This is a genomic window from Arcanobacterium pluranimalium, assembly GCF_016907845.1.
Lineage (GTDB): Bacteria > Actinomycetota > Actinomycetes > Actinomycetales > Actinomycetaceae > Arcanobacterium_A > Arcanobacterium_A pluranimalium.
In genome coordinates this window covers 1979174-2000531 of record NZ_JAFBCS010000001.1, presented here as the reverse complement: position 1 = coordinate 2000531, position 21358 = coordinate 1979174, and the positions used below count along the sequence as shown (strand labels likewise).

The window sequence follows — 21358 nt, the reverse complement described above, 5'->3', positions numbered from 1 at the left end:
GTGAGAAAAGAACATGAAGGTTGGAATTTTTAGCGATCCACAAGCTGTTGGCGTGGAGGCGGCGCGAGTCGTTATCGATGCGATGAATAATGCGCAGGTGCGCAATCTCGGGGTGGCAACTGGATCGACGCCGCTCAATCTCTATGCGCAGCTACGTGAGGCTTTCCAGGCTGGAACGTTCACTCTTGAAGGTGCACGGGCTTTTGCACTCGATGAGTACGTCAATGTGCCGGCCGATCATCCGGAGCGTTACCGCAATGTTTTGCGCACTGAGCTCGTAGGCAGCGATAAGACGGGTCTGGCTGAGGAAAATCTTTTCACTCCAGATGGAAATGACGCCGATCCTGTGGCTGCCGCTGCTCGTTACGATGCCGCAATCAGTGGTCATGGCGGGGTAGAGCTGCAGATTCTCGGCATTGGTTCCAATGGGCATATCGGTTTTAACGAGCCAGGCACTGCGCTCACCTCGCGCACCCACGTTGATGTACTCACGCGTCAAACTCGCGACGATAATGCTCGTTTCTTCGATGGCGATATTGCCAAAGTTCCCACCCATTGCATTACCCAAGGCTTGGGCACGATCATGGAAGCACGTTCAATCCTGCTGATTGCAACGGGTAGTGCTAAGAAAGAAGCGGTGAAAGAGCTGGTTGAGGGAGCTGTATCTAGTTTCTGGCCGGCGACGATCTTGCAGATGCACCAAAATGTGACGGTGCTGGTAGATGAAGCAGCAGCGGAACTTTTGACCCGCAAAGACTTCTATCGCGACCGTTGGGAGACGCTATGATGCGCCTCGAGGGAAAGCTTCTCGATGGCTATGGCCGCCTGGTGGGTTCCGGTATTGTTCTCGACGACGACGGCGTGCTCACCGAGGTATTGCCTGCGCGTGAGGGCGTGAGCGGCTGGATTACACCAGGTTTCCTAGACATTCACAATCACGGTGGGGGCGGTGCATCGTTCCCAGATGATACCGACGACGAGGGGATTGCGGCTGCTATAGCAGCTCACCGCGAGCTGGGTACGTCTGGTTTGCTCGCTTCGCTCGTATCGATGATTGATCCGCTTCCTGCTATTAATGCTTTGGTGCCGTGGTGCGAGCGTGGGGAATTGCTGGGTATTCATCTTGAGGGCCCATATATTTCTCCTCATAAATGCGGTGCGCAGAATCCGGCTGCGGTGCGCGAACCTGATCTCGATGAGCTGCGCAGTTGGCTTGAGGCCGGCAGGGGCTGGATTCGCACAATGACTATTGCGCCGGAAGTAGCTCGAGCTCAGGAAGCTGCTGAGCTGCTGCTCGATTATGGAGCAGTGCCGTCGTGGGGTCATACCTCGGCACTGGGTGCGCAGGCGCTTGAGCGTTTGCGTGATACGGCTGAGTCAGGGCGTGCGCGCGGTTTTGGTCGGCCGCCGCAGACGGCGACGCATTTATTTAATGCTATGCCGCCGTTGGCTCATCGTGAACCTGGTCCGGTGCGCGAGTTCATTCAGGCGGCTCGCCGTGGCGAGTGCGTCGTTGAGCTGGTGGCTGACGGTATTCATCTGCATCCGGATTTGGTTTCGGATGTAACATCCTACGTTGGCGATAGCGACGACGGTGCGCTCGGCGTCGTCTTCGTTACGGACGCTATGGCTGGAGCGGGTATGCCTGATGGTGCTTATGAGCTGGGTGGTTTACCTGTAACGATTGCCGACGGCGTCGCTCGACTTACGCACGGAGGTGCGATTGCGGGTGGTACGGCGCGTATGGCGGAAGAAATCAAACGGATGGTTTCAGGCGATTCAGTGAGCATTGAGCAGGCGGTACGCGCTTGTGTGGCAGCTCCAGCAGCGGCGCTTGGTCTTGATGACTCCTATGCTGGTGTGACGCTCGAGTGGAGAGTCGGGACTAAACCATCGGTGGTTTGTTTCGAGGAAAATTTTGATGTGGTTGATGTTTGGCGTGAAGGCGCTAGGATTGTGTCACATACCCGCAACTAGGATTAGTCGAGGGAGAATACTTGGCCACGAATGATCTCTCACGTGTAGATGCTGATGAGGAGATAGGTGAGCGCGCTGCTCGGTTTGAGCGAGATGCGCTTCCTTATCTCGATCAGCTCTATGGTGCTGCCTTGCGACTTACGCGGAAACCGCAAGATGCAGAAGATTTGGTGCAAGAGACTTTTGCCAAGGCTTTTGCTGCGTTTCATCAATATCAGCCAGGCACAAATCTGAAGGCTTGGCTGTATCGGATTTTAAACAATACGTTCATTTCCAATTATCGCAAGCAACAGCGGCGTCCGACCGAGATTGACGGGGCGGAGGTTGAGGATTGGCACGAATATGAGGCTTCAACGCACGACTCTGTGGGGTTAATGTCTGCTGAAGCAGAGGTTTTGGAGCGTTTGCCCAATACTGATATCCGGGAAGCGCTCGAGCAACTTTCGCCAGAACGGCGTACCGTGGTTTATTTGGCAGATGTTGAAGGTTTCTCTTATCAAGAAATTGCTGATATTACTGGCGTTCCGATCGGTACAGTTATGTCTCGGTTGAATCGTGGGCGTAAACAGCTGCGCGAAATCTTACATGATTATGCAGTTGAACTCGGATATAAGGTAGGAGGGTCGAAGTGATGGATAATCAACACGAGCAAACACAAAAGATTGATGAGCTTGTAGATCAGCTTGCGCAGTGCCAATCGGACCCGAACTGCAGTTGTGGCGATGTAGTAGATAGTTTGTTCGAGCTGCTCGATCACGAAATTCCGGTTGAACGTGCCGAGATTTTATATACGCATGGTCAAGAGTGTGTGAATTGCTCAGAGCAGATTGCTGCCGAAATGCGTATACGGGAGATTGTGCGGCGTTCATGTACGGAGGAGGCGCCGTCTGAACTGCGCATGAAGATTTCGCAGTTTATTGTGCAATATCGGCGTGATCTGGGGTGAGTGAGATGGCCACGTGCGTGTGAGTTGAGTTTCACCTGATATGAAAGTGACGTGCGGGGGCTATATTCGCTAGACTTAGTTGGCGTCTGGCATCTAAAAGATGCGTTACAAAGGAGAATGATATGTCGAAGCGCGGAAACAAGCGTCGCTCCCGTAAGAAGAGCGGTGCAAACCACGGCAAGCGTCCAAACGCTTGAGAATGACTTAATGAGGGGCTCGTTTGAGCCCCTCATTTCATTGCGTTGCGCGAAGATCAGTTTGTAACGCTAAAGGTGCTAGTCGTTAAAGTTGGCAGGATTCACTCCGAGCCACTGATGCCAGCCACGATGAAGCACCAGCCAAGCCATTAAGCCGTAACCAGCCTGGTGTGGTGTATAACCACCGGATACCGACATATCAGTATTCCACTGTTCGTGATTGACCAGCGGCGCAAAGGTCTCTACATAGGGCACGGAACGCCGCGCACACACATCGGCGTAGGCGTGCGATAGTTCTTCTACTCGGCGCACTGGCATATCAGCGCGTGGAGGCGGTCCAACAACAAAAGGTGAGAGTTGCCGGCGTTCTGCATTGTCGAGCAAATTAGCTAAATGAAGCCGTGAGCGTGCGGAGCTGAGTCCTGCATCGAGATCGCGCGAACCTAAACCAATCACGAGGCGGTTGTCTGCTTCACGATCAAGGCGCGGCAGCACTTCGCTTTCCCAACGCTCCGTGAGTTGGCCAGTATTCTCGCCAGGAAATGCAAGGCTAAGAGCAGTCATTGGGGGATCGAGGGGTGTGCGCGCAATAATGCGCCCCACCCAGCCTAAGGCACGAGCATCGCCTTTGCCGGCAACAAGTTCATCGCCAACGAAAAAGACTCGTAATTCTTGCACCCTAGCTCCTTATAACTTCCACTCACAGCAATTTCTACTACGTTTGCATTCCCACTGTGGTTGTTGGCGGCAAACTTTTCGTTTGCCGCCAACAACCAGTTTACATTTTTATCGCTTAGCCTGTTATTTCTATCGATCGAATGCCTGAGCTAAAATCTGGGCATGCTGGGCTTTGTGAATTGCGGTCAGACCGGTAGACGGCGCAGCAGCATGAGGTCGAGATACTCGACGCACAGCCACGTCCATCTGGGAGAACATTTCAAGCGCCAAATGTGGCCACGGGCCTTGGTTCGCTGGCTCATCTTGAACCCACACAATTTCCGCTCCAGGATACTTCTCAAGCTCCCGAGCAAGTTCGGCAACCGGGTTAGGATAGAGCTGCTCTAGGCGAACGATCGCAGTGCGATAATCACCGCGTGCAGCTCGCTCGTCGAGCAAATCATAGTAAATGCGGCCAGAGCACAGCAGTACTCGATCAACATCTTTGATCGCCGTATCCTGTTCACCAATGACCGGCAAGAAACTTCCTCGAGTGAAATCTTCGACTGATGAAGTCACCCCTTTTCGGCGCAAGAGCTGCTTTGGCGAGAACACAATAAGCGGTTTACGAGGGCGAGCAAAAGCTTGCCGGCGCAAAAGATGGAAGTGGTTGGCCGGCGTCGAGGGCTGAACCACGAGCATATTGTCTTCCGCGCAAAGCTGTAAGTAGCGCTCAATTCGCGCCGACGAGTGATCAGGGCCTTGCCCCTCGTAACCATGCGGAAGCAACATCACCAGCGAACTCTTCTGATTCCACTTCTGCTCTGCGGAGGAGATGAATTCATCTATCACCGTCTGCGCGCCATTGGCAAAATCGCCGAACTGTGCTTCCCACAGCACAAGCGCATCAGGGCGTTCCACTGAGTATCCGTACTCAAATGCGAGCACCGAATACTCCGACAGCGAAGAATCGTAAATTGCAAACTCTGCTTGGTCGTTAGTTAGTCCCTCGAGTGGTGTCCACTCTGCACCAGACTTGTAACAGTGAGCCACCGCATGGCGTTGTACGAACGTACCGCGGCGAGAATCTTGCCCGGAAATGCGCACCGGAACGCCGTCGATAAGAAGCGAACCGAAAGCGATGAGCTCGCCAAATCCCCAATCGATTCCGCCTTCGCGAGCCATCTTATTGCGACGCTCGAACAGCTGTTCAATCTTGCGGTGCAATGTGAAACCCTCAGGTGGTGCAGTATGCGCATCTCCAATACGAGCAAGCACAGCAGGGGAGATTGCCGTTTCCCATCCTACTAATGTGGAGTCCTCTTCGGCGCCAGGATTTGGTAGACCAAGAATTTCAGACGCCGATTTTCCAGCTTCTTTTGCAGCGTTTTCTGCTTCGCGCACCTCGGCAAAAGCGCGGTCGAGTTTCTCTTGGAAGTCACGTTCTACTGCTTCAAGCTGCTCAGTAGACAAATCGCCGCGTCCAAGCAGCGCTTCGGTGTACAGCTGGCGTGTGCTGCGCTTGGAGTCAACCAGCGAGTACATGATGGGCTGGGTCATGGACGGATCGTCGCCCTCGTTGTGCCCGCGTTTGCGGTAGCAGGTTATATCGAGCAGCACGTCTTTCTTGAATTCTTCGCGGTATTCATAGGCCATGCGTGCCATACGCACCACGGCTTCTGGATCGTCGCCGTTCACGTGGAAGATCGGCAGCTGCAGGCCTTTCGTGATATCGGTTGCGTAGCGCGAAGAGCGTGCCGACGACGGCGCCGTCGTGAATCCGATCTGGTTGTTTACGATCACGTGGATCGTTCCGCCTGTGCGGTACGCTGGCAGCTGTGAATAGTTCAAAACTTCCGTCACAACGCCTTGACCAGCAAATGCTGAGTCGCCGTGGATAAGAATCGGGAGCACGGCGTAGGCGTCGTCGCCCGTATTCATACGGTCGAGTTTGGCTCGCACTACCCCCTCAAGCACGCCATCTGCTGCTTCCAAATGGGATGGATTTGCAGCGAGGTAGACGCCGACGGTGTCGCCCTCCGGGGAAGTGTACATACCCTCGGTGCCCAAGTGGTATTTCACATCGCCTGAGCCTTGCACGCTTTGTGGATCAATGATGCCATCGAACTCGGTAAAAATCTGTTTGTAGGATTTACCTGCAATATTGGTCAGCACGTTGAGACGCCCGCGATGTGCCATAGCGATAGCTACTTCCGAGAGCCCATCTTCGGCCGCGCCGTGCAAAATAGCGTCAAGAGCAGGGATAAGGGACTCTCCGCCCTCAAGTGAGAACCGTTTTTGCCCCACGTATTTGGTCTGCAAAAATGTTTCGAAAGCTTCGGCTTCGTTGAGCTTTTTTAGGATTTGCAGTCGGGTGGCGCCTGAGGTTGGATCGGCCGGCCGTTCGAGTCGCTTTTGGAACCATTTGCGCTGGGCAGGGTCTTGGATATGCATATATTCGATACCAACTGTGCGGCAGTATGCCTCACGCAGCTGGTCAATAATTTCGCGCAAGGTCAAATGGGAAGTTCCAGCAAATCCGCCGGTTGGGAAGGAGCGATCCAAATCCCACAGCGTCAACCCGTAGGACTGTAATTCGAGGTCGGGGTGACGCCGAATGTGGAACGAGAGCGGGTCGGTGTCCGCGATGAGGTGTCCACGCGAACGATAAGCGTGGATAAGCTCAGCGATACGCGCCGGTTTTCCAAGTTCGCGCTCGGCGTCGTACTCAACATCTTTCTCCCAAATAAAAGGACGATATGGGATGCGCAACGACATATAGACGCGGTCGTAGAAACCGTCTAAACCGAGCAGCTTTTGTTCCATAAGCCGCAAGAATCGGCCGGAGGTGGCACCTTGAATCACCCGGTGATCGTAGGTGGAGGTCAGATGGACTACCTTTGATACACCTAGTCGAGCGAGAGCTTCATCGGCCGTGCCCTGGAATTCTGGCGGGTAGGTCATTGAGCCAACGCCCACGATCAGTCCCTGCCCATTCATAAGGCGAGGAATTGAGTGGACTGTGCCGAGCCCACCAGGATTGGTGAGCGATACGGTGGTGCCTTGGTAATCTTCGAGAGTTAGCTTATTGCCGCGTCCGCGCTCCACAAGGTCTTCATAGGCATTGAAGAATTGGGAGAAAGTCAGTGTTTCTGCGGCTTTGATATTCGGTACGACGAGCGTGCGCGAACCATCAGGTTTCACTACGTCGATAGCGATTCCCAGATTGACGTGAGCGGGCTTGACTAACGTGGGTTTACCGCCGTCGTCCACCTTGTACGAGTAGTTCATCTCAGGCATCTCAGCCAAAGCTTCCACCATTGCATAGGCGATGAGATGTGTGAATGAAACTTTTCCGCCGCGGGTCGTTGCCAGGTATTTGTTGATGACTGCGCGGTTGTCGAACATGATTCGAGCGGGCAGGCCACGCACCGACGTTGCGGTAGGGATACTCAGCGATGAGTCCATGTTTTTGGCCAGGCCGCGATCTGCACTCTTGAGCAGCACGAACTCATCTTCAGCTGCTGTGGAGGGCGACGTTGGGCGCACGTCGTAAGACTTCACGTACGGAGTTAGGGCAGGTTGAGCGGCCGAGCGAGGCTGTGGAGGTAAATCGGATCGGGTGACGTTCGTCGATGGTGTGGTTTCGCGGTCAGCTTCTTGGAGGCCGTGGTGATGATCCTTGCTGCGATCTGCATCGTTTGCACTGTTATCGCTGGTGGTGCCACTTTGTGCGGGACGTCCTGCCGATTCCCAGCGCCGGAACATGTCCAGCCACTGCGGGCCAACGTTTGATCGGTCTTTGAGATAGGCCGCGTAGAGATCTTCGATAAATCCTTGATTTGGTCCGAATTCTTCACTACTTTGTGACATCTGTTTCCGCCCTCAATCTTTTTGGGATGATCCTTTTATTCTATCTTAGTGACTTTAGTCCCGATGCGGTGAATCTTCCGTGAAAATTCATCGAAATCGCCGAGAAGTTCGCGCGAAAATGACTGATTCGTCAAGAAAGCGTATAGACACGTCAAAAGCTTAGTGATGATCGCGTGAAGAATGAGTAGCGACTGCGTGAAACTTGATATGCAGCTCACGTCTGTGTTTTGATTCACTGGTCCAAATGTTATTTTCTGTAGCACTGTTGTTACCAAACCGTTATGATCAGATGTGGATCTACAACGCTGCGTTTTGCCGTGTTTATTTTCGTCCCAACCTCACCGTTATAAGGAGTACGCCTTGACGCTAAACGTCAACGAACAGCGCACGCTTCCTTCGCGCCGAGAGCTACGTTTAGCCGCTCAGCGTGCAGAGCAAGCGGCTGCTTCGCGTGCACTTGGTAACGAAGCTTCTAAGAGCGAAATTGCACGTTCGGCTGGCCAAATGCCACGTACGGTTGATGGTGAAACAGAAAACGCGCTAACGCAACCGGATCGTGTACGCCGCAGCCGGCGTCGTGCCACGATTAACGACGACGATCGCGCGCGTCGTCTTGAAGAAATGCTGCAACGCTCGCAAGAGCTGCAAAAAGCATCAGGCGCTAAGCACCATCTGGCAGCGGGTGAAAAACCACCAGTGCTGGCTTTGGAAGAATCGCAGGCTTTTGTTGAAGCTGCTCAATGCGAAATCGCTCAGGAAGTAGCGCAATTAGAAGCAGAATCGGTTGTGGAGGACGCTTCGCTCGATCAACACACGCAAGCGCTGCCAGTTCTCAAAACGAGTCCATTGAGCAGGCTGCGCGAGCGAATTGCCTTTAACAATAAGTTTGACCGCTCAGATATGACGGTGGCATGGGATCGAATTCGTGCTGCGAGCAAGTCGCCGGTCGTTGCCGGAACGGGGATTCTTTCTGCGGTAGCGCTGATATCGACTGGTGTGCTGCAGATTCAAGACGCGGTGGGTGCGCAGTCCTCTACGGAACAAAAATCAATTCTTACCACGGTAAAAGCTTCTACCGTCCTCGCAACTCCAGATACGCTTCTTGCTAATGATGGTGCAGCTGATGGTGCCAGGCTGAAAGCTGCCGAAGAAGTAGCTCACTCCGCTCAGGCACAGTGCATTCCCCAAACTGGGGCGAACTCCCTCGTGGGATCTTTCGTTTCGGAGGAAAGCGAAGTTTTTATGCCGATGACGTCGGGCACCTACCGAGTGTCCTCAACGTTCGGCTATCGCACGGATCCTTTTGGTCTCGGTGCGAAACTGCACGAGGGGCAAGACTTCTCGGCTCCTGATGGAACGCCTTTTTATGCGGTTGCTGATGGCACCGTACTCCATGCAGGAGAGGGACTTGATGGCGCGGCCTCAAATATGATCGTTGTGCAGCATGAAGTGAATGGTAAGAAGTTCACCTCGTGGTATTTGCATATGTGGTCGGACGGTATCCTCGTCAAAACCGGCGATAAGGTGAAAGCTGGGGAGAAAATCGGTTTGGTAGGTTCGCAAGGCCGATCCACTGGCCCGCATCTTCACTTGGAGATTCACCCTGGTGAAGGTCTGCGTACGGCAGCTGTTGAGCCGATGGGCTTCTTGAAAGAGCTAGGCGCGCGCGATTTAGGCGAGAGCTGTAAGTAAACACCAGCAAAATCTTGGCCGCGTGTATGTAATTTCTGCGGCTTTATGAGGTCTTTGCTGTTGACGATATTTTATAGATGTTGTTGACGATAATTTGTAGGTTTGTTGCGCTGTAATTTTATTGAGATTCCGATAATCTAAGTGAGTTATCGAAAGGAATCCGCTCATGGCAGCTCACCGACCACAGCGTTTGTGGCAATATTGCAAAAAACCTATCGTTATCGCCCATCGTGGCGGCGGCAATGAAGCACCAGAGAATTCGCTGTCTGCATTTGCCAATATGGATTCGAAAAATTTTCGCTATATCGAAACGGATTCGCACGCGACGGCGGACGGCGTCGTCATCCTCATGCATGACGCGAGCCTTGCCCGCACCACGAACGCTACTGGAAAAATATCGTCGTACACCTGGGCACAGATGCTAGAGGTAGCAGATGAATCAGGCAATCATCCAGTGCGGCTGGACGACGCATTGCGCAAATTCCCCAAGCTGGTCTTTAATATTGACGCGAAAGACCAGCATGTGGTGCGTCCACTGATCAAAACGCTACGGCGCTGCGATGCGCTTGAACAGGTATCGTTATCTTCCTTTAACGAAACGCGCTTGAAGTACCTGCGCCGCAAACTTCCAGGTGTGCGTACTTCGCTCGGGCGTGGGGCAATCGCTTGGCTCGTTATCTCAGCCCTGTTACCGCAGCGTATTGGATGGAAAATGGCCAAAGCAGTGCCGGGGGCCAAACATGGGGTGGAGGCGATTCAAGTTCCGATCATTCATCGAGGGATTCCTGTGCTCACCCCGCGTTTTATTGAGTTGTGTCACGCGCGCCAACAAGCTGTGCACGCCTGGACTATCAATGATCCGCAGGATATGAGAGCTTTAGTCCGGCTTGGTGTCGACGCAATTATCACTGATGAGCCAACCTTGGCTCAAGAAGTCATCGATGAGGAATGGGCTGCGCTTGAGAGTCTTCATCATTAGACTCTTCATTACCAGGTGCTTAGTTGCTGGTCGCTTAGTTGCTGGTCGCTTAGTTGCTGGTCGATTAGCGGCTCGAAACTTGGCCGCTGGGCGCTGGGCGCTGAAGTTTTTGCCACCACGCGTCCAACGTGCTTGCCTGTAAATCAGGTCTCGCCCGTAAAACAGATCTTGTTTGCAAATAAAATTCTTGCCCGTAAATCAGGAAAGGAAATTCAATGTATCCAACGAAACTGCTGGTCACAGAGGAATATTTTGCGGATTATTTCGCTGCAGAGGTTGCACACATTCCTGATCTTGACGTGCGTTATGTGGCATCTAGTGATTTGCGTGACGAGGACCTGCATTGGGCCGATTCCTGGCTCGGATTCCGCTTTCCGGTGCGCCCGGAGGAGACGGCGATCCATTGGTTCCACTCAGCTACTGATGGAATTGAACATATGCACGATTACTACCCACAGCTGCGGGCAACTGGTTCGATACTGACTAATACGGTGGCCACTATGCCGCATCGAATGGCTGAATACGTGGTGGCTGGCGTGCTCGGATATGTGCGAGAATTTCCGCAGTATCAGAATCTGCAAAGCGCTGGTAAATGGGAGCGTTTGGGTAACGGCACTGCTCAACACATGAACGTTGTGGTCGTGGGAACTGGGCATATTGGAAGCGTGATTGCAAAGCTCATGCGCCCATTTGTGGCACGGGTGGACGGGTTGTCGCGCTCTGGGCGAGCACGGGCCGAATTCGATTCTGTGCGTGCGTTGAGCGATCCGGGCGACTTGCTGCGGCAGGCCGACGTCGTCGTGACGGTTTTGCCCCACACCGACGAATCAATCAATATCGTTGGGGAAAATGCTTTCGCGCAGATGCGTGACGTTATTTTCGTCAACGTTGGACGCGGTTCAACTGTGGACGACCACGCCCTGCGTAGCGCTCTCGACGACGGTCGGGTACGTCACGCGATTCTCGACGTCTTCCCAAATGAACCGCTAGAGGCGAACGACTGGCATTGGACGCATCCGCAAGTGACCGTAACGCCGCATATTTCTGGGCTCACGCGTCGCGACGATATCGTGGCTGATTTTGTAGCGAATTTGGAAGCTTTGCGCGCTGGCACGGAGCCGCCAAATCTGATCGACCTAGATGGTTGGTACTAAAACAATCCCTTGTTTGGAACGATCATCTGCCGGTTTCGAGCAGTATTTCTTGAGCATATGCTGAGAGCTTGACTGATAATGGCTTTTTGCTCGCAAGTTCCACCAGTTTCATATTTTCAAGGTCAGTAATGCGTGTGCGGATGGTTGCTTTGCTTTTACCGGTTGAGGTATGCAGGGTGTCTAGCATGATTCCCAACTGGGGAGTGAGAATATGCGCTTGAACTAAAATAAAGAGAATATCCTTTGCGAGTTCATCGAGAGCTACCTTTGCCTCGATCTGCGTCAAGGCGTTTTCTAGCACAGTGCGTTTAGGAGCGATATTTGCGATTGTACATTCTTGACCTTCTATGATGCAGTCGAGAAAGACGAGGATAAAATGCGTTGCTTCGGCATGGTTTTTGGGATCCTCAACAATTTTGAACTGCTTATAGTACTGTGACTTGTGGTCGAGAATTACACTTGAAATTGATAAAGCGGCTGGAAGCGAAAGTGCTTCAGATAGGTGGCGCACCAAAAGGTAGCGCCCAGTGCGCCCGCTGCCAACGCAAGTTAAAGGCCGGCTCCGCGTTGTGAATTCACAATCGTAAATCCACAGCTTTGAAACCGGCCTGCTGTGCCCCGAACAGGATTCGAACCTGCGACCTTTCGCTCCGGAGGCGAACGCTCTATCCCCTGAGCTATCGGGGCAACGAATAATGAGTATAGCAGCTCACTATTTCAATCCACGAATTATTGCCGCCCAACTGTTGGCACAAGCACATAATGGCTAAGTTCACCGCTTGCCGAATAGGGTAACAGTCTTTGAACTAGCTACAATTGACTCATGACACCAGAGGAACTTTCTGCATTTATTCGCACATCACTCGTTGAAGCTATTGCCGAGAAGCTCGTTGATCTCCGTGAAGAAGATCTGCCGGCTGAGATTAAAGTTGAGCGCCCTCGCTCTCGTGAGCATGGCGATTGGGCAACTAATATTGCAATGCAGTTAGCAAAGAAAGCGGGCACGAATCCACGCGCCCTTGCTGGTATTTTGACTGAAAAGCTAAATGCGAATCCAGATATCACCAAAACGGATATTGCAGGTCCTGGTTTCATTAATATTACGTTGAATGCTGCCGCTGCCGGTGAACTTGCGCGCACGATCCTCAACGCCGGGGAGGCTTACGGACGCAATAATGCAGGTGAGGGCACGAATGTGAACCTTGAATTCGTCTCGGCGAATCCAACTGGGCCTATCCATGTGGGTGGGGCGCGTTGGGCGGCCGTAGGCGATTCGCTGGCGCGAATCCTCGAGGCAACAGGCGTAAATGTTACGCGCGAATATTACTTCAACGATCATGGTGCACAGATTGATCGCTTCTCTAAGTCACTTTTGGCTCGCGCTCGCGGTCAGGAAGCGCCAGAGGACGGCTACGGCGGTCAGTACATCGAAGATATTGCCAATGAAGTGCTCAGTGCTCACCCTGAGGTTTCACTGTCTGATCTGGACGATGCCTCGGCTCAAGAATTCTTCCGTGAATACGGCGTCAACCTCATGTTCGCCGAGATCAAGAAAGAGCTTGAAGCTTTCCGCGTTAATTTTGACGTGTTCTTCCACGAAGATACGCTGCACAAATCTGGCGCAGTGGATCAGGCGATTGAAACTTTGCGAAGCAAAGGCGTCATTTTTGAGCAAGACGGTGCCACGTGGGTGCGCACCACCGATTTTGGCGATGACAAAGACCGCGTGATTATTAAGTCCGACGGCGATGCGGCTTACTTCGCGGGCGACATTGCCTACTACCTGGACAAACGTAACCGCGGAGCCGATCAGGTCATTTTGATGCTCGGCGCTGACCACCACGGCTACATTGGTCGAATCTATGCAATGACCCGCGCTTTCGGCGATACTGCTGGAAAGGGTGAGAACCACGAAATCCTCATTGGCCAGCTCGTCAATTTGGTGCGCGACGGCGAACCAGTGCGTATGTCGAAACGTGCGGGCACGATCGTCGTCTTGGCAGATTTGGTGGAAGCTGCGGGGGTAGACGCTGCGCGTTACTCGCTCGTGCGCGCCGCTATGGACACAACCTTAGAAATCGACCTCGCTCTGATCTCCTCGCACACCAATGAAAATCCGGTGTACTACGTGCAGTATGCCCATGCGCGCACGAAGTCGGTTGATCGTAACGCTGCTGAACACGGCGTCACTCGCGAGAATTTTGATCCGAGCTTGCTCGATTCCGAAGCGGACAACGAGCTTTTGGCAACGCTTGCGAAGTACCCAGAGATCGTGGCACAAGCAGCTCAGCTGCGTGAACCGCACCGAATTGCTCGGTATGTGGAAGACTTAGCCGGCGCATACCACGCTTGGTATGGTAAATCGAGAGTTACACCACGTGCTGATGAAGCCGTCACTGCGGTTCACCAGGCCCGATTGTGGCTCAACGACGCCACTGGTCAAGTTTTGGCCAATGGCCTTGGTCTATTAGGAGTTAGCGCTCCAGATAAAATGTAGTTCTGCAACCGAGCTCCGTAAGAAATTCCTGGAGGATAAACATGAACATGGAAAAGCTAGAAGCGCCTGTCCCAGATGGAGCACCTCACGGAGTTTGGTCAATGAATACAGAGCGCCAACCCAACGGTGAACTCTGTGTTGCCGGTGTACCAGTTGGGCAGATTGCGCAAGAGTTTTCGACGCCGCGCTACGTTTTAGATGCCGACGACGCTCGCTTCCGGGCACGCGCCTGGAAAGAAGCGATGGATCATGCCTTTGCGGGTTTAGCTGGTGCGCACGTTTATTATGCGGGAAAAGCTTTTCTTTCAAAAGCTTTTGCACGGTGGATGTATGAAGAGGGACTTCATATTGACACAGCGTCTGAAGGAGAGCTGCGCACTGCTCTAGCTGGGGGAGTGCCTGGCAGTGCGTGTGGCTTGCATGGAAACAACAAATCTCGAGCTGAAATTGAACTGGCTCTGCGCGAGCACGTGGCACATATCGTGGTTGATTCGCTGGCTGAGCTGGACTTTGTTAATACTATTGCGCAGGAAAACGGACTCATTGCGCCAATATATTTGCGACTTACTACTGGAGTACATGCTGGGGGTCACGAGTTCATTTCCACGGCTCATGAAGATCAGAAATTCGGGTTATCAGTCTCTACTGGGGTGGCGCGGGAAGCCATGATTCGAGCTGGGGAACTCGAGCACGTCGAACTTATTGGTCTCCACTCGCATATTGGCTCGCAGATTTCGGCAACTGAGGGCTTTGCTCAGGCGGCACAGGTCATTTTTGATGAGCGGGTGTGGGCCTACGAACAGGGTCTTACAATCAAAGAGATAGATTTAGGCGGCGGCTACGGAATTAGGTATACCGCTGCCGATGATATTGCTCCGAGTCCGCGGGAATTTGCGCGGATTCTCGCTCACGTGGTGCGCGAACACGTAGAAAAGACGGGTCTACCGGCACCACTCGTATCAATTGAGCCTGGTCGTTCGATCGTCGCACCCTCAATGCTCACGCTGTATACGGTGGGTACAGTCAAGGACGTTGCGATTGACTCGGGCGTGCGCACATACGTCTCGGTAGACGGGGGAATGTCCGATAACATTCGTCCTGCGCTGTATGAGGCAGATTATACAGCTGCTCTCGCTAATCGAAGTTCCGCTGCACCCGTGCAACGCGCTCGTGTAGTGGGAAAACACTGTGAATCAGGAGATATCGTAGTGCGAAATGTGGCACTACCCTCGGATATTACGGCAGGAGATTTGCTTGCCGTGCCAGCAACGGGTGCGTATGGGCGAGCGATGGCGTCGAACTACAATATGCTCCCGCGTCCGGGCGTGGTAGCTGTGACGGACGGCGTGCTCACAGAGCTCATTCGCAGTGAAAGCATCGAAGATCTTCTCGCCCTCGATCAAGATCAGTAACAAACGGAGTTGTAGTGGAACACGCAGGAAAAACCATCAAAATTGCACTTTTAGGTTGTGGCACGGTTGGCACACAAGTTGCGCGATTACTCGATGAGCAATCTGAATTGTTGGCGGCGCGCGCAGGTGCGCGACTTGAGCTGATCGGAATTGCAGTCAATAATCTCGCAGCTCAGCGCGATCCAGCTATCGATCGTTCCTTACTTACTGACGATCCATCTTCGCTTATTTCACGAGCTGATGTGGTAATTGAGCTGATCGGCGGCATTGAACCTACTCGAACCTTCGTGTGCGAGGCCCTCAACGCCGGCGCGAGCGTCGTCACGGGAAATAAGGCGCTCCTTGCCACTCACGGCCCGGAACTTTATGAACTAGCTGCGCAAAACGACGTCGACCTCTACTATGAAGCAGCCGTCGCAGGAGCTGTCCCGGTGGTTTATGGCCTGCGCGAATCTTTAGCAGGCGATCAGGTCAATACGGTCATGGGCATCATGAACGGCACCACGAACTTCATCCTCGATTCTATGAAGACGCAGGGGATGGACTTCGATTCGGCGCTTAAACTTGCACAGGATCTCGGTTTCGCTGAAGCCGATCCGTCCGCCGATGTGGATGGGTACGACGCCGGGGCGAAGATTGCAATTTTGGCTTCGCTCGCGTTCCACACCCGTGTGAGCTTGGGTGATGTGCATGTTGAGGGCATTCGCAGCGTGAGTGCAGATGATATTGCTTCTGCAGATGCCGCAGGCTACGTGATCAAGCTGATTGCGCGCGCACATCGACACAGCGCTGAGAGTGGTGAAGCGGGAATAGAGATCTCAGTGAGCCCGACTTTGGTGGCAAAAAATCATCCGCTGGCATCGGTTCACGGCTCATTCAACGCGGTTTTAATTGAGGCACAATCGGCTGATCAGCTCATGTTTTACGGGCGCGGCGCGGGAGGTGCGCCCACGGCGTCGGCAGTACTCTCGGATGTTGTGGCAGCTGCTGCTAAGCGAGTGATTGGTGGGCATGCTCCACGCGAGGTGCTTTATGGAAATCTTCCAGTTTTATCTGCGGCAGAGAGCAGCTCACGTTATTATATGAAGCTGGAAGTGACCGACGCAGTTGGCGTTTTAGCTGCTCTTACCCAGCGTTTTGCCGCTGCGGGAATTTCGATTTCTTCGGTGATCCAAAATCGATCTCATACTGGCCTGAGCCAAGTAAAAGGTTCTACACCTGGGGAAATGGAGTCAGTGCAAAACGCTCACATCACCATAATTACGCATTTGGCACGGCAAGCAGCTATTGATGCTGTGATTGAAGAACTGAAAAATTCGACCGATGTGATCGACGTCGTGAGCATCTTGAAGGTGGAGGAAAACTGATGGCACATCAATGGCGAGGACTCATTGAGGAATACCGCGAGCGCCTACCGTTCGAACCGAGCGATCCCGTCGTCACCCTCCTTGAGGGCGGAACGCCGCTCGTGTATGCGCAAGCTTTGAGCGATATGGTATCTGCTGAGGTATTTGTTAAGGTCGAGGGAGCCAATCCAACTGGATCGTTCAAAGATCGCGGGATGACGACGGCGATCTCGCACGTCAAGCAAAGCGATACGCAAATCGTGGCATGCGCTTCCACCGGGAATACCTCGGCGTCTGCCGCGGCCTATGCAGTTGCGGCTGGCTTAGAGTGTGCGGTTATTCTTCCAGCGGGAAAGATTGCGGCAGGAAAGCTCGCGCAAGCAATTGTGCACGGGGCAAAACTGGTAGCGGTTGATGGAAACTTCGACGATTGCCTCAATATCGTTCGAGAATTGACTCAGAATTATCCAGTTGCCCTCGTTAATTCGGTGAATCCGTACCGTTTGCAGGGGCAAAAGACAGCCGCTTTTGAGATCGTGGATGCCTTAGGTGATGCTCCCGATATTCATGTATTACCGGTTGGAAATGCAGGCAATATTTCGGCGTATTGGATGGGATATAACGAATATGCTGGGAAATTGACAGCAGCATCGATTGAGAAATCTGCGCTTGCCCTTGAGCCGATTGCCACTAAAGTTCCACAAATGTGGGGTATTCAGGCCTGGGGAGCTGCGCCTTTTGTGCTTGGACATCCAGTGGCTGAACCAGAAACGATCGCAACTGCAATCCGAATTGGCAACCCGGCGTCGTGGGACTATGCTCAAGCGGCCAAAGAGGACTCTCATGGTTGGATTGATCGAGTTACTGACGAAGAAATCCTCGATGCTCAGGCGATTTTGGCATCACAAGTGGGCGTTTTTGTGGAACCTGCGTCAGCTGCCTCCATCGCCGGACTCATTAAAGCAGGTCAAGCTGGTAAAGTGCCGCAGGGTGCGAGAATCGTGTGTACGGTGACGGGCAATGGATTGAAAGATACAGCGACTGCGCTAGGAAACCGCGAACTTGCATTCGAACCGATTGAGCCTCACGTGCAAGCTGCGGTGAATGCCCTAGGATTGTGAAGACGTTGTTACTGCGAAAGGTTCAGCTCTATGCGTTTGATCAATAGCCATGCACGAGTGCGTGTGCCTGCTACCTCAGGAAATCTTGGTCCAGGTTTTGATTCGATGGGAATGGCTCATGACCTGTGGGATGAGGTAGCGGTAACGCTAACGACTGGGGCTTCGCGGGTGGTGATCCTCGGTGAGGGATCGCAAACGCTTCCGCGCGACGAAAACCACCTCATCGTGCGTGCTATGAAGACGACGTTGGAACGGCTCGGAGCGCCGAGTCCAGGTATCGATCTGGTGTGTAGAAATAAGATCCCGCATGGGCGCGGCTTAGGTTCATCGGCTGCGGCAGTGGTAGCAGCAATAATGCTGGTCAAGGGATTGATTGATCGGCCTGATATGCTTGACGAAGCCACTATGCTCAAGCTTGCTACCGAATTTGAAGGTCATCCAGATAATGCTGCTCCGGCAATATATGGTGGAGCGACGCTCTCTTGGGGTGAGGGCGATGCTTTGGCGACCGCTCAGCTCAATATTGCGCCGAGTGTTAAAACGTCCTTGCTCGTTCCCAACGATGTGCTTCCCACTTCTCAAGCGCGTTCGGTGCTTCCGAGTGCTGTTCCCCATCGGGATGCCGTTTTTAACTCAGCGCGAGCTGGCCTGTTAGTCCACGCTTTGGAACATCGTCCAGAGTTGTTGTTTGCGGCCACAGCCGATAGGCTCCACCAGCATTATCGGGCAGATTCGATGCCTAAGAGCGCTGCTCTGCTAGACGCTTTGAGAGCGGCCAACTGGCCGGCAGTAATATCGGGTGCAGGTCCTACTATTCTCGTCTTTGCGCACATTGATGCTGCAATGGCGAAAATCTTAGGAGAGCAGGGATTTAGAGTTATTAACTCTCGGCAAGTTGCTGGCGCACATTTCGTCGAGGAACCTGGCCAGGCATAAATCTAATAAAATACGCATATAAGACGCCTAAAATCAAGATTCATAGAGCTATCACACAATCTAGAGTCTAAGATTTCGAAAGTGTTTTACTTGCGTGTAGTATGACTATCAGACAGCAGTTGTTTGGTTCAACCAATCGATCATGTGCTGTGTCGCTCGATAAACTCCTCGATAAGCTCGATGGGTCAGCGACTCGGTTTCAAGCATTGCATCTGTGTTATGCATGAACTATTTTTACTGTCTAGTTTTATTATCCTCGTGATTTTCCGAGGACGAATCATCATAAGAACAACGTACCGAAGTGGTACCCGGGGAAGGAACCTCGTGAGCGAAACCTCCACTAAGACCAGCGGTTCACTGGCAAGCAAACTTTTGCCGGAGCTCAAGCAAATTGCAGCTTCAATGGGTATTAAAATGCCTCCTAAATCGCGTAAAGCTGACTATGTAGCGGCAATTTCTCAAGCAGGCGCTGCACCCTCGCAAGAGCGCAAGTCTAAGGCTCAGGCTCCTTCCAAGAAGAGCGAAACGTCTGCTAAACAGAGTGACGAGACGGCAAAGCTAGCTGCCGAAGGCACAGAAAATATCGTAGCGGACCTTCCAAAACGCACTAGGAATCGAAGCCGTCACACTGATCGTGATGGGGTAGAACGGCGTGCGCGGATCAACCGAGAATCAGAAGATCTTTCGGTGGAAGAAAAGCAAGCAGCATTGGAAGCGCTCGGCGAGGCAGCTGAACGTCGGGCTGCGCAACAGCAGCGTGATACTGAGGGCGACGACGATAACCCACGTCGCAACCGCAACCGTCGCGAGCGCACTCGCAACAGTCGCCGTGAAAATCCTCGTAATCGCAATCGTCGTGATGCTCTCGCCACCAATTCTCGCGGTGACGTAGACCAAGTTGAAGAAGAAGTAAGCGACGAAGAAGTGCTGATTCCAGTGGCCGGAATTCTCGATATTTCTGGCACTAATTCCTATCTGCGCACTGGTGGTTACTTGCCTGGTAAGAACGATGCATACGTCTCGCAACAGATCATTAAGAAGTACGGTCTGCGCCGAGGTGATGCAGTTGCTGGTGCTGTACGTTCGGTGACTGAGGGTAATGTGCGCCGTGGTCAGCGCCAACACAAGTACAACCCACTGGTTGAGGTGACGGCGATTAACGGACTTTCACCGGAAGAAAGTGCGAAGCGCCCAGAGTTTAACAAGCTCACGCCGCTATATCCACAAGATATGTTGCGGATGGAAACCACTCAAAATGCGCTTACTACGCGTATCGTTGATTTGGTTGCGCCTATCGGTAAAGGTCAGCGTGGCTTGATCGTATCTCCGCCTAAGGCTGGCAAGACTGTTGTGATGCAGCAGCTAGCTATGGCAATTGCCAAGAATGATCCAAATGTCCATCTTATGGTTGTGCTCGTTGATGAACGCCCAGAAGAAGTGACGGATATGCAGCGTCTGGTCAAGGGCGAAGTGATTGCATCAACCTTTGACCGCCCAGCAACTGACCACACGATTGTGGCTGAACTTGCAGTTGAGCGTGCTAAGCGTCTCGTCGAACTCGGGCAAGACGTCGTCATCCTCCTCGACTCCCTCACTCGCCTTTCGCGTGCCTACAACTTGGCTGCTCCGGCGTCTGGACGCATTCTCTCTGGTGGTGTGGACGCTGCGGCTCTCTATCCACCAAAGAAGTTCTTCGGTGCTGCGCGCAATATCGAAAATGGTGGATCGCTGACGATCATTGCATCGGCTCTGGTAGAAACCGGATCGAAGATGGATGAAGTGATCTTCGAAGAATTCAAAGGCACTGGAAATATGGAGCTGCGTCTGTCTCGTCAATTGGCAGATCGCCGTATTTTCCCTGCTGTTGATGTTAATGCTTCTGGTACCCGCCGTGAAGAACAGCTGTTTAGCAATGAAGAATTGCAGATCGTATGGCATCTTCGCCGCGCATTGGGCACGCTTGACGTGCAGGAAGCTTCGGACTACTTGCTTAACCGTTTGCGCAAGACGGAATCCAACAAGGAATTCTTGGTTTCTATCGTGCGTGGAATGCAGAACAACGCAGAGTGATGCTGAGCGAGGTGCGGATGTGCCCTACAAATGAGCACTTGCTCACGTCGGTGGCGCAACTGCGCTGAAAAGTGTTTTAATATAGCGTCGGCTTCTGGTTCACCACTTCGCAGCTTCGGCAAGCTTGTGCCTGTTCATATTGGCAAAGCGCGCTGTGGACCCAGGGCGTTAAACGATCCAAGGAGTAAAAATGAAGCAGGGAATCCACCCTACATACGAAACCATTCGTGTTAGCTGCACCTGCGGCAACGAATTCGAAACCCGTTCCACCGTTGAGGGCGGGGAGCTGCGCGTTGACGTATGCTCAGCATGCCATCCGTTCTACACCGGTAAGCAGAAGATTCTGGACACCGGCGGACGCGTTGCACGCTTCGAAGCACGTTTCGGCAAGCGCGCCAAGTAGCTAGTCTTTCGAACGCCGGTACTCGTGGGTACCGGCGTTCGCGCTATTTTGGCACAGTAAAATCTGGTATGTGCCCAGCTAAGCACAGTAAATATTGA

Annotated in this window: 18 protein-coding genes and 1 tRNA gene; 15 read left to right on the top strand and 4 right to left on the bottom strand. The window is 53.0% G+C overall.

Annotated features, from left to right (window positions below):
- Nucleotides 1–13 precede the first annotated feature (13 nt).
- From JOD55_RS08570 to JOD55_RS09405, 5 genes are all read left to right on the top strand, one after another.
- Nucleotides 14–787: a glucosamine-6-phosphate deaminase gene (locus JOD55_RS08570; protein ID WP_204399578.1), complete on the top strand. Its 774-nt coding sequence runs from the start codon at nt 14–16 to the stop codon at nt 785–787.
- Nucleotides 784–1977, top strand: coding sequence for an N-acetylglucosamine-6-phosphate deacetylase (locus tag JOD55_RS08565; protein ID WP_239538994.1), 1194 nt, complete (start codon nt 784–786; stop codon nt 1975–1977). The genes JOD55_RS08570 and JOD55_RS08565 overlap by 4 nt, the downstream gene beginning before the upstream one ends.
- 20 nt (nt 1978–1997) lie before the next feature.
- The gene (locus JOD55_RS08560) at nt 1998–2609 is read left to right on the top strand and encodes a sigma-70 family RNA polymerase sigma factor (RefSeq protein WP_204399577.1); all 612 of its coding nucleotides are present in this window, start codon (nt 1998–2000) and stop codon (nt 2607–2609) included.
- Nucleotides 2609–2923: a mycothiol system anti-sigma-R factor gene (gene rsrA / locus JOD55_RS08555; RefSeq protein WP_204399576.1), complete on the top strand. Its 315-nt coding sequence runs from the start codon at nt 2609–2611 to the stop codon at nt 2921–2923. Before JOD55_RS08560 ends, rsrA begins: the two co-directional genes overlap by 1 nt.
- Nucleotides 2924–3045: 122 nt before the next feature.
- Nucleotides 3046–3120 (top strand): 50S ribosomal protein bL37, encoded by a 75-nt coding sequence (locus tag JOD55_RS09405; protein WP_376988485.1) that lies wholly within the window; start codon nt 3046–3048, stop codon nt 3118–3120.
- Between the two features lie 78 nt (nt 3121–3198).
- Here the strand turns inward: JOD55_RS09405 and JOD55_RS08550 are convergent, their stop codons facing one another.
- A complete protein-coding gene (locus JOD55_RS08550; protein ID WP_204399575.1) occupies nt 3199–3798 on the bottom strand; it encodes a GDSL-type esterase/lipase family protein in 600 nt (199 codons plus the stop codon).
- 129 nt (nt 3799–3927) lie between these two features.
- Nucleotides 3928–7650 (bottom strand): multifunctional oxoglutarate decarboxylase/oxoglutarate dehydrogenase thiamine pyrophosphate-binding subunit/dihydrolipoyllysine-residue succinyltransferase subunit, encoded by a 3723-nt coding sequence (locus JOD55_RS08545; RefSeq protein WP_204399574.1) that lies wholly within the window; start codon nt 7648–7650, stop codon nt 3928–3930.
- Nucleotides 7651–8010: 360 nt separating this feature from the next.
- Between JOD55_RS08545 and JOD55_RS09255 the strand changes: the two genes are divergently transcribed.
- The 3 genes from JOD55_RS09255 to JOD55_RS08530 all read left to right on the top strand — a co-directional run bounded on the left by JOD55_RS09255 (nt 8011) and on the right by JOD55_RS08530 (nt 11475).
- The gene (locus JOD55_RS09255; RefSeq protein WP_204399573.1) at nt 8011–9342 is read left to right on the top strand and encodes a M23 family metallopeptidase; all 1332 of its coding nucleotides are present in this window, start codon (nt 8011–8013) and stop codon (nt 9340–9342) included.
- Between the two features lie 166 nt (nt 9343–9508).
- A complete protein-coding gene (locus tag JOD55_RS08535; protein WP_204399572.1) occupies nt 9509–10321 on the top strand; it encodes a glycerophosphodiester phosphodiesterase family protein in 813 nt (270 codons plus the stop codon).
- A 215-nt stretch (nt 10322–10536) separates the two neighbouring features.
- Nucleotides 10537–11475, top strand: coding sequence for a D-2-hydroxyacid dehydrogenase (locus JOD55_RS08530; protein ID WP_204399571.1), 939 nt, complete (start codon nt 10537–10539; stop codon nt 11473–11475).
- A 22-nt stretch (nt 11476–11497) separates the two neighbouring features.
- Here JOD55_RS08530 and JOD55_RS08525 read toward each other — a convergent pair whose 3' ends face one another.
- Together JOD55_RS08525 and JOD55_RS08520 are read right to left on the bottom strand one after the other, a co-directional pair.
- A complete protein-coding gene (locus tag JOD55_RS08525; RefSeq protein ID WP_204399570.1) occupies nt 11498–11986 on the bottom strand; it encodes a hypothetical protein in 489 nt (162 codons plus the stop codon).
- Nucleotides 11987–12089: 103 nt separating this feature from the next.
- Nucleotides 12090–12162, bottom strand: a tRNA-Arg gene (locus JOD55_RS08520).
- A 136-nt stretch (nt 12163–12298) separates the two neighbouring features.
- Between JOD55_RS08520 and argS the strand changes: the two genes are divergently transcribed.
- From argS to rpmE, 7 genes are all read left to right on the top strand, one after another.
- Nucleotides 12299–13972 carry an arginine--tRNA ligase gene (gene argS, locus JOD55_RS08515; RefSeq protein ID WP_204399569.1) on the top strand — a complete coding sequence of 558 codons (1674 nt, stop codon included), beginning with the start codon at nt 12299–12301 and terminating at the stop codon, nt 13970–13972.
- A 41-nt stretch (nt 13973–14013) separates the two neighbouring features.
- Complete coding sequence (gene lysA, locus JOD55_RS08510; RefSeq protein WP_204399568.1) at nt 14014–15384, top strand: diaminopimelate decarboxylase; 1371 nt, start codon at nt 14014–14016, stop codon at nt 15382–15384.
- A 14-nt stretch (nt 15385–15398) separates the two neighbouring features.
- Nucleotides 15399–16751 (top strand): homoserine dehydrogenase, encoded by a 1353-nt coding sequence (locus tag JOD55_RS08505; protein WP_204399567.1) that lies wholly within the window; start codon nt 15399–15401, stop codon nt 16749–16751.
- A complete protein-coding gene (gene thrC, locus JOD55_RS08500) occupies nt 16751–17851 on the top strand; it encodes a threonine synthase (protein ID WP_204399566.1) in 1101 nt (366 codons plus the stop codon). Before JOD55_RS08505 ends, thrC begins: the two co-directional genes overlap by 1 nt.
- A gap of 30 nt (nt 17852–17881) precedes the next feature.
- Entirely contained in the window at nt 17882–18787 is a 906-nt protein-coding gene (gene thrB / locus JOD55_RS08495) for a homoserine kinase (protein WP_204399565.1), read from the top strand.
- Between the two features lie 324 nt (nt 18788–19111).
- Nucleotides 19112–20857, top strand: coding sequence for a transcription termination factor Rho (gene rho, locus JOD55_RS08490; RefSeq protein WP_338022240.1), 1746 nt, complete (start codon nt 19112–19114; stop codon nt 20855–20857).
- Nucleotides 20858–21047: 190 nt separating this feature from the next.
- Nucleotides 21048–21260: a 50S ribosomal protein L31 gene (gene rpmE, locus JOD55_RS08485; protein ID WP_204399563.1), complete on the top strand. Its 213-nt coding sequence runs from the start codon at nt 21048–21050 to the stop codon at nt 21258–21260.
- Nucleotides 21261–21358: the final 98 nt, after the last annotated feature.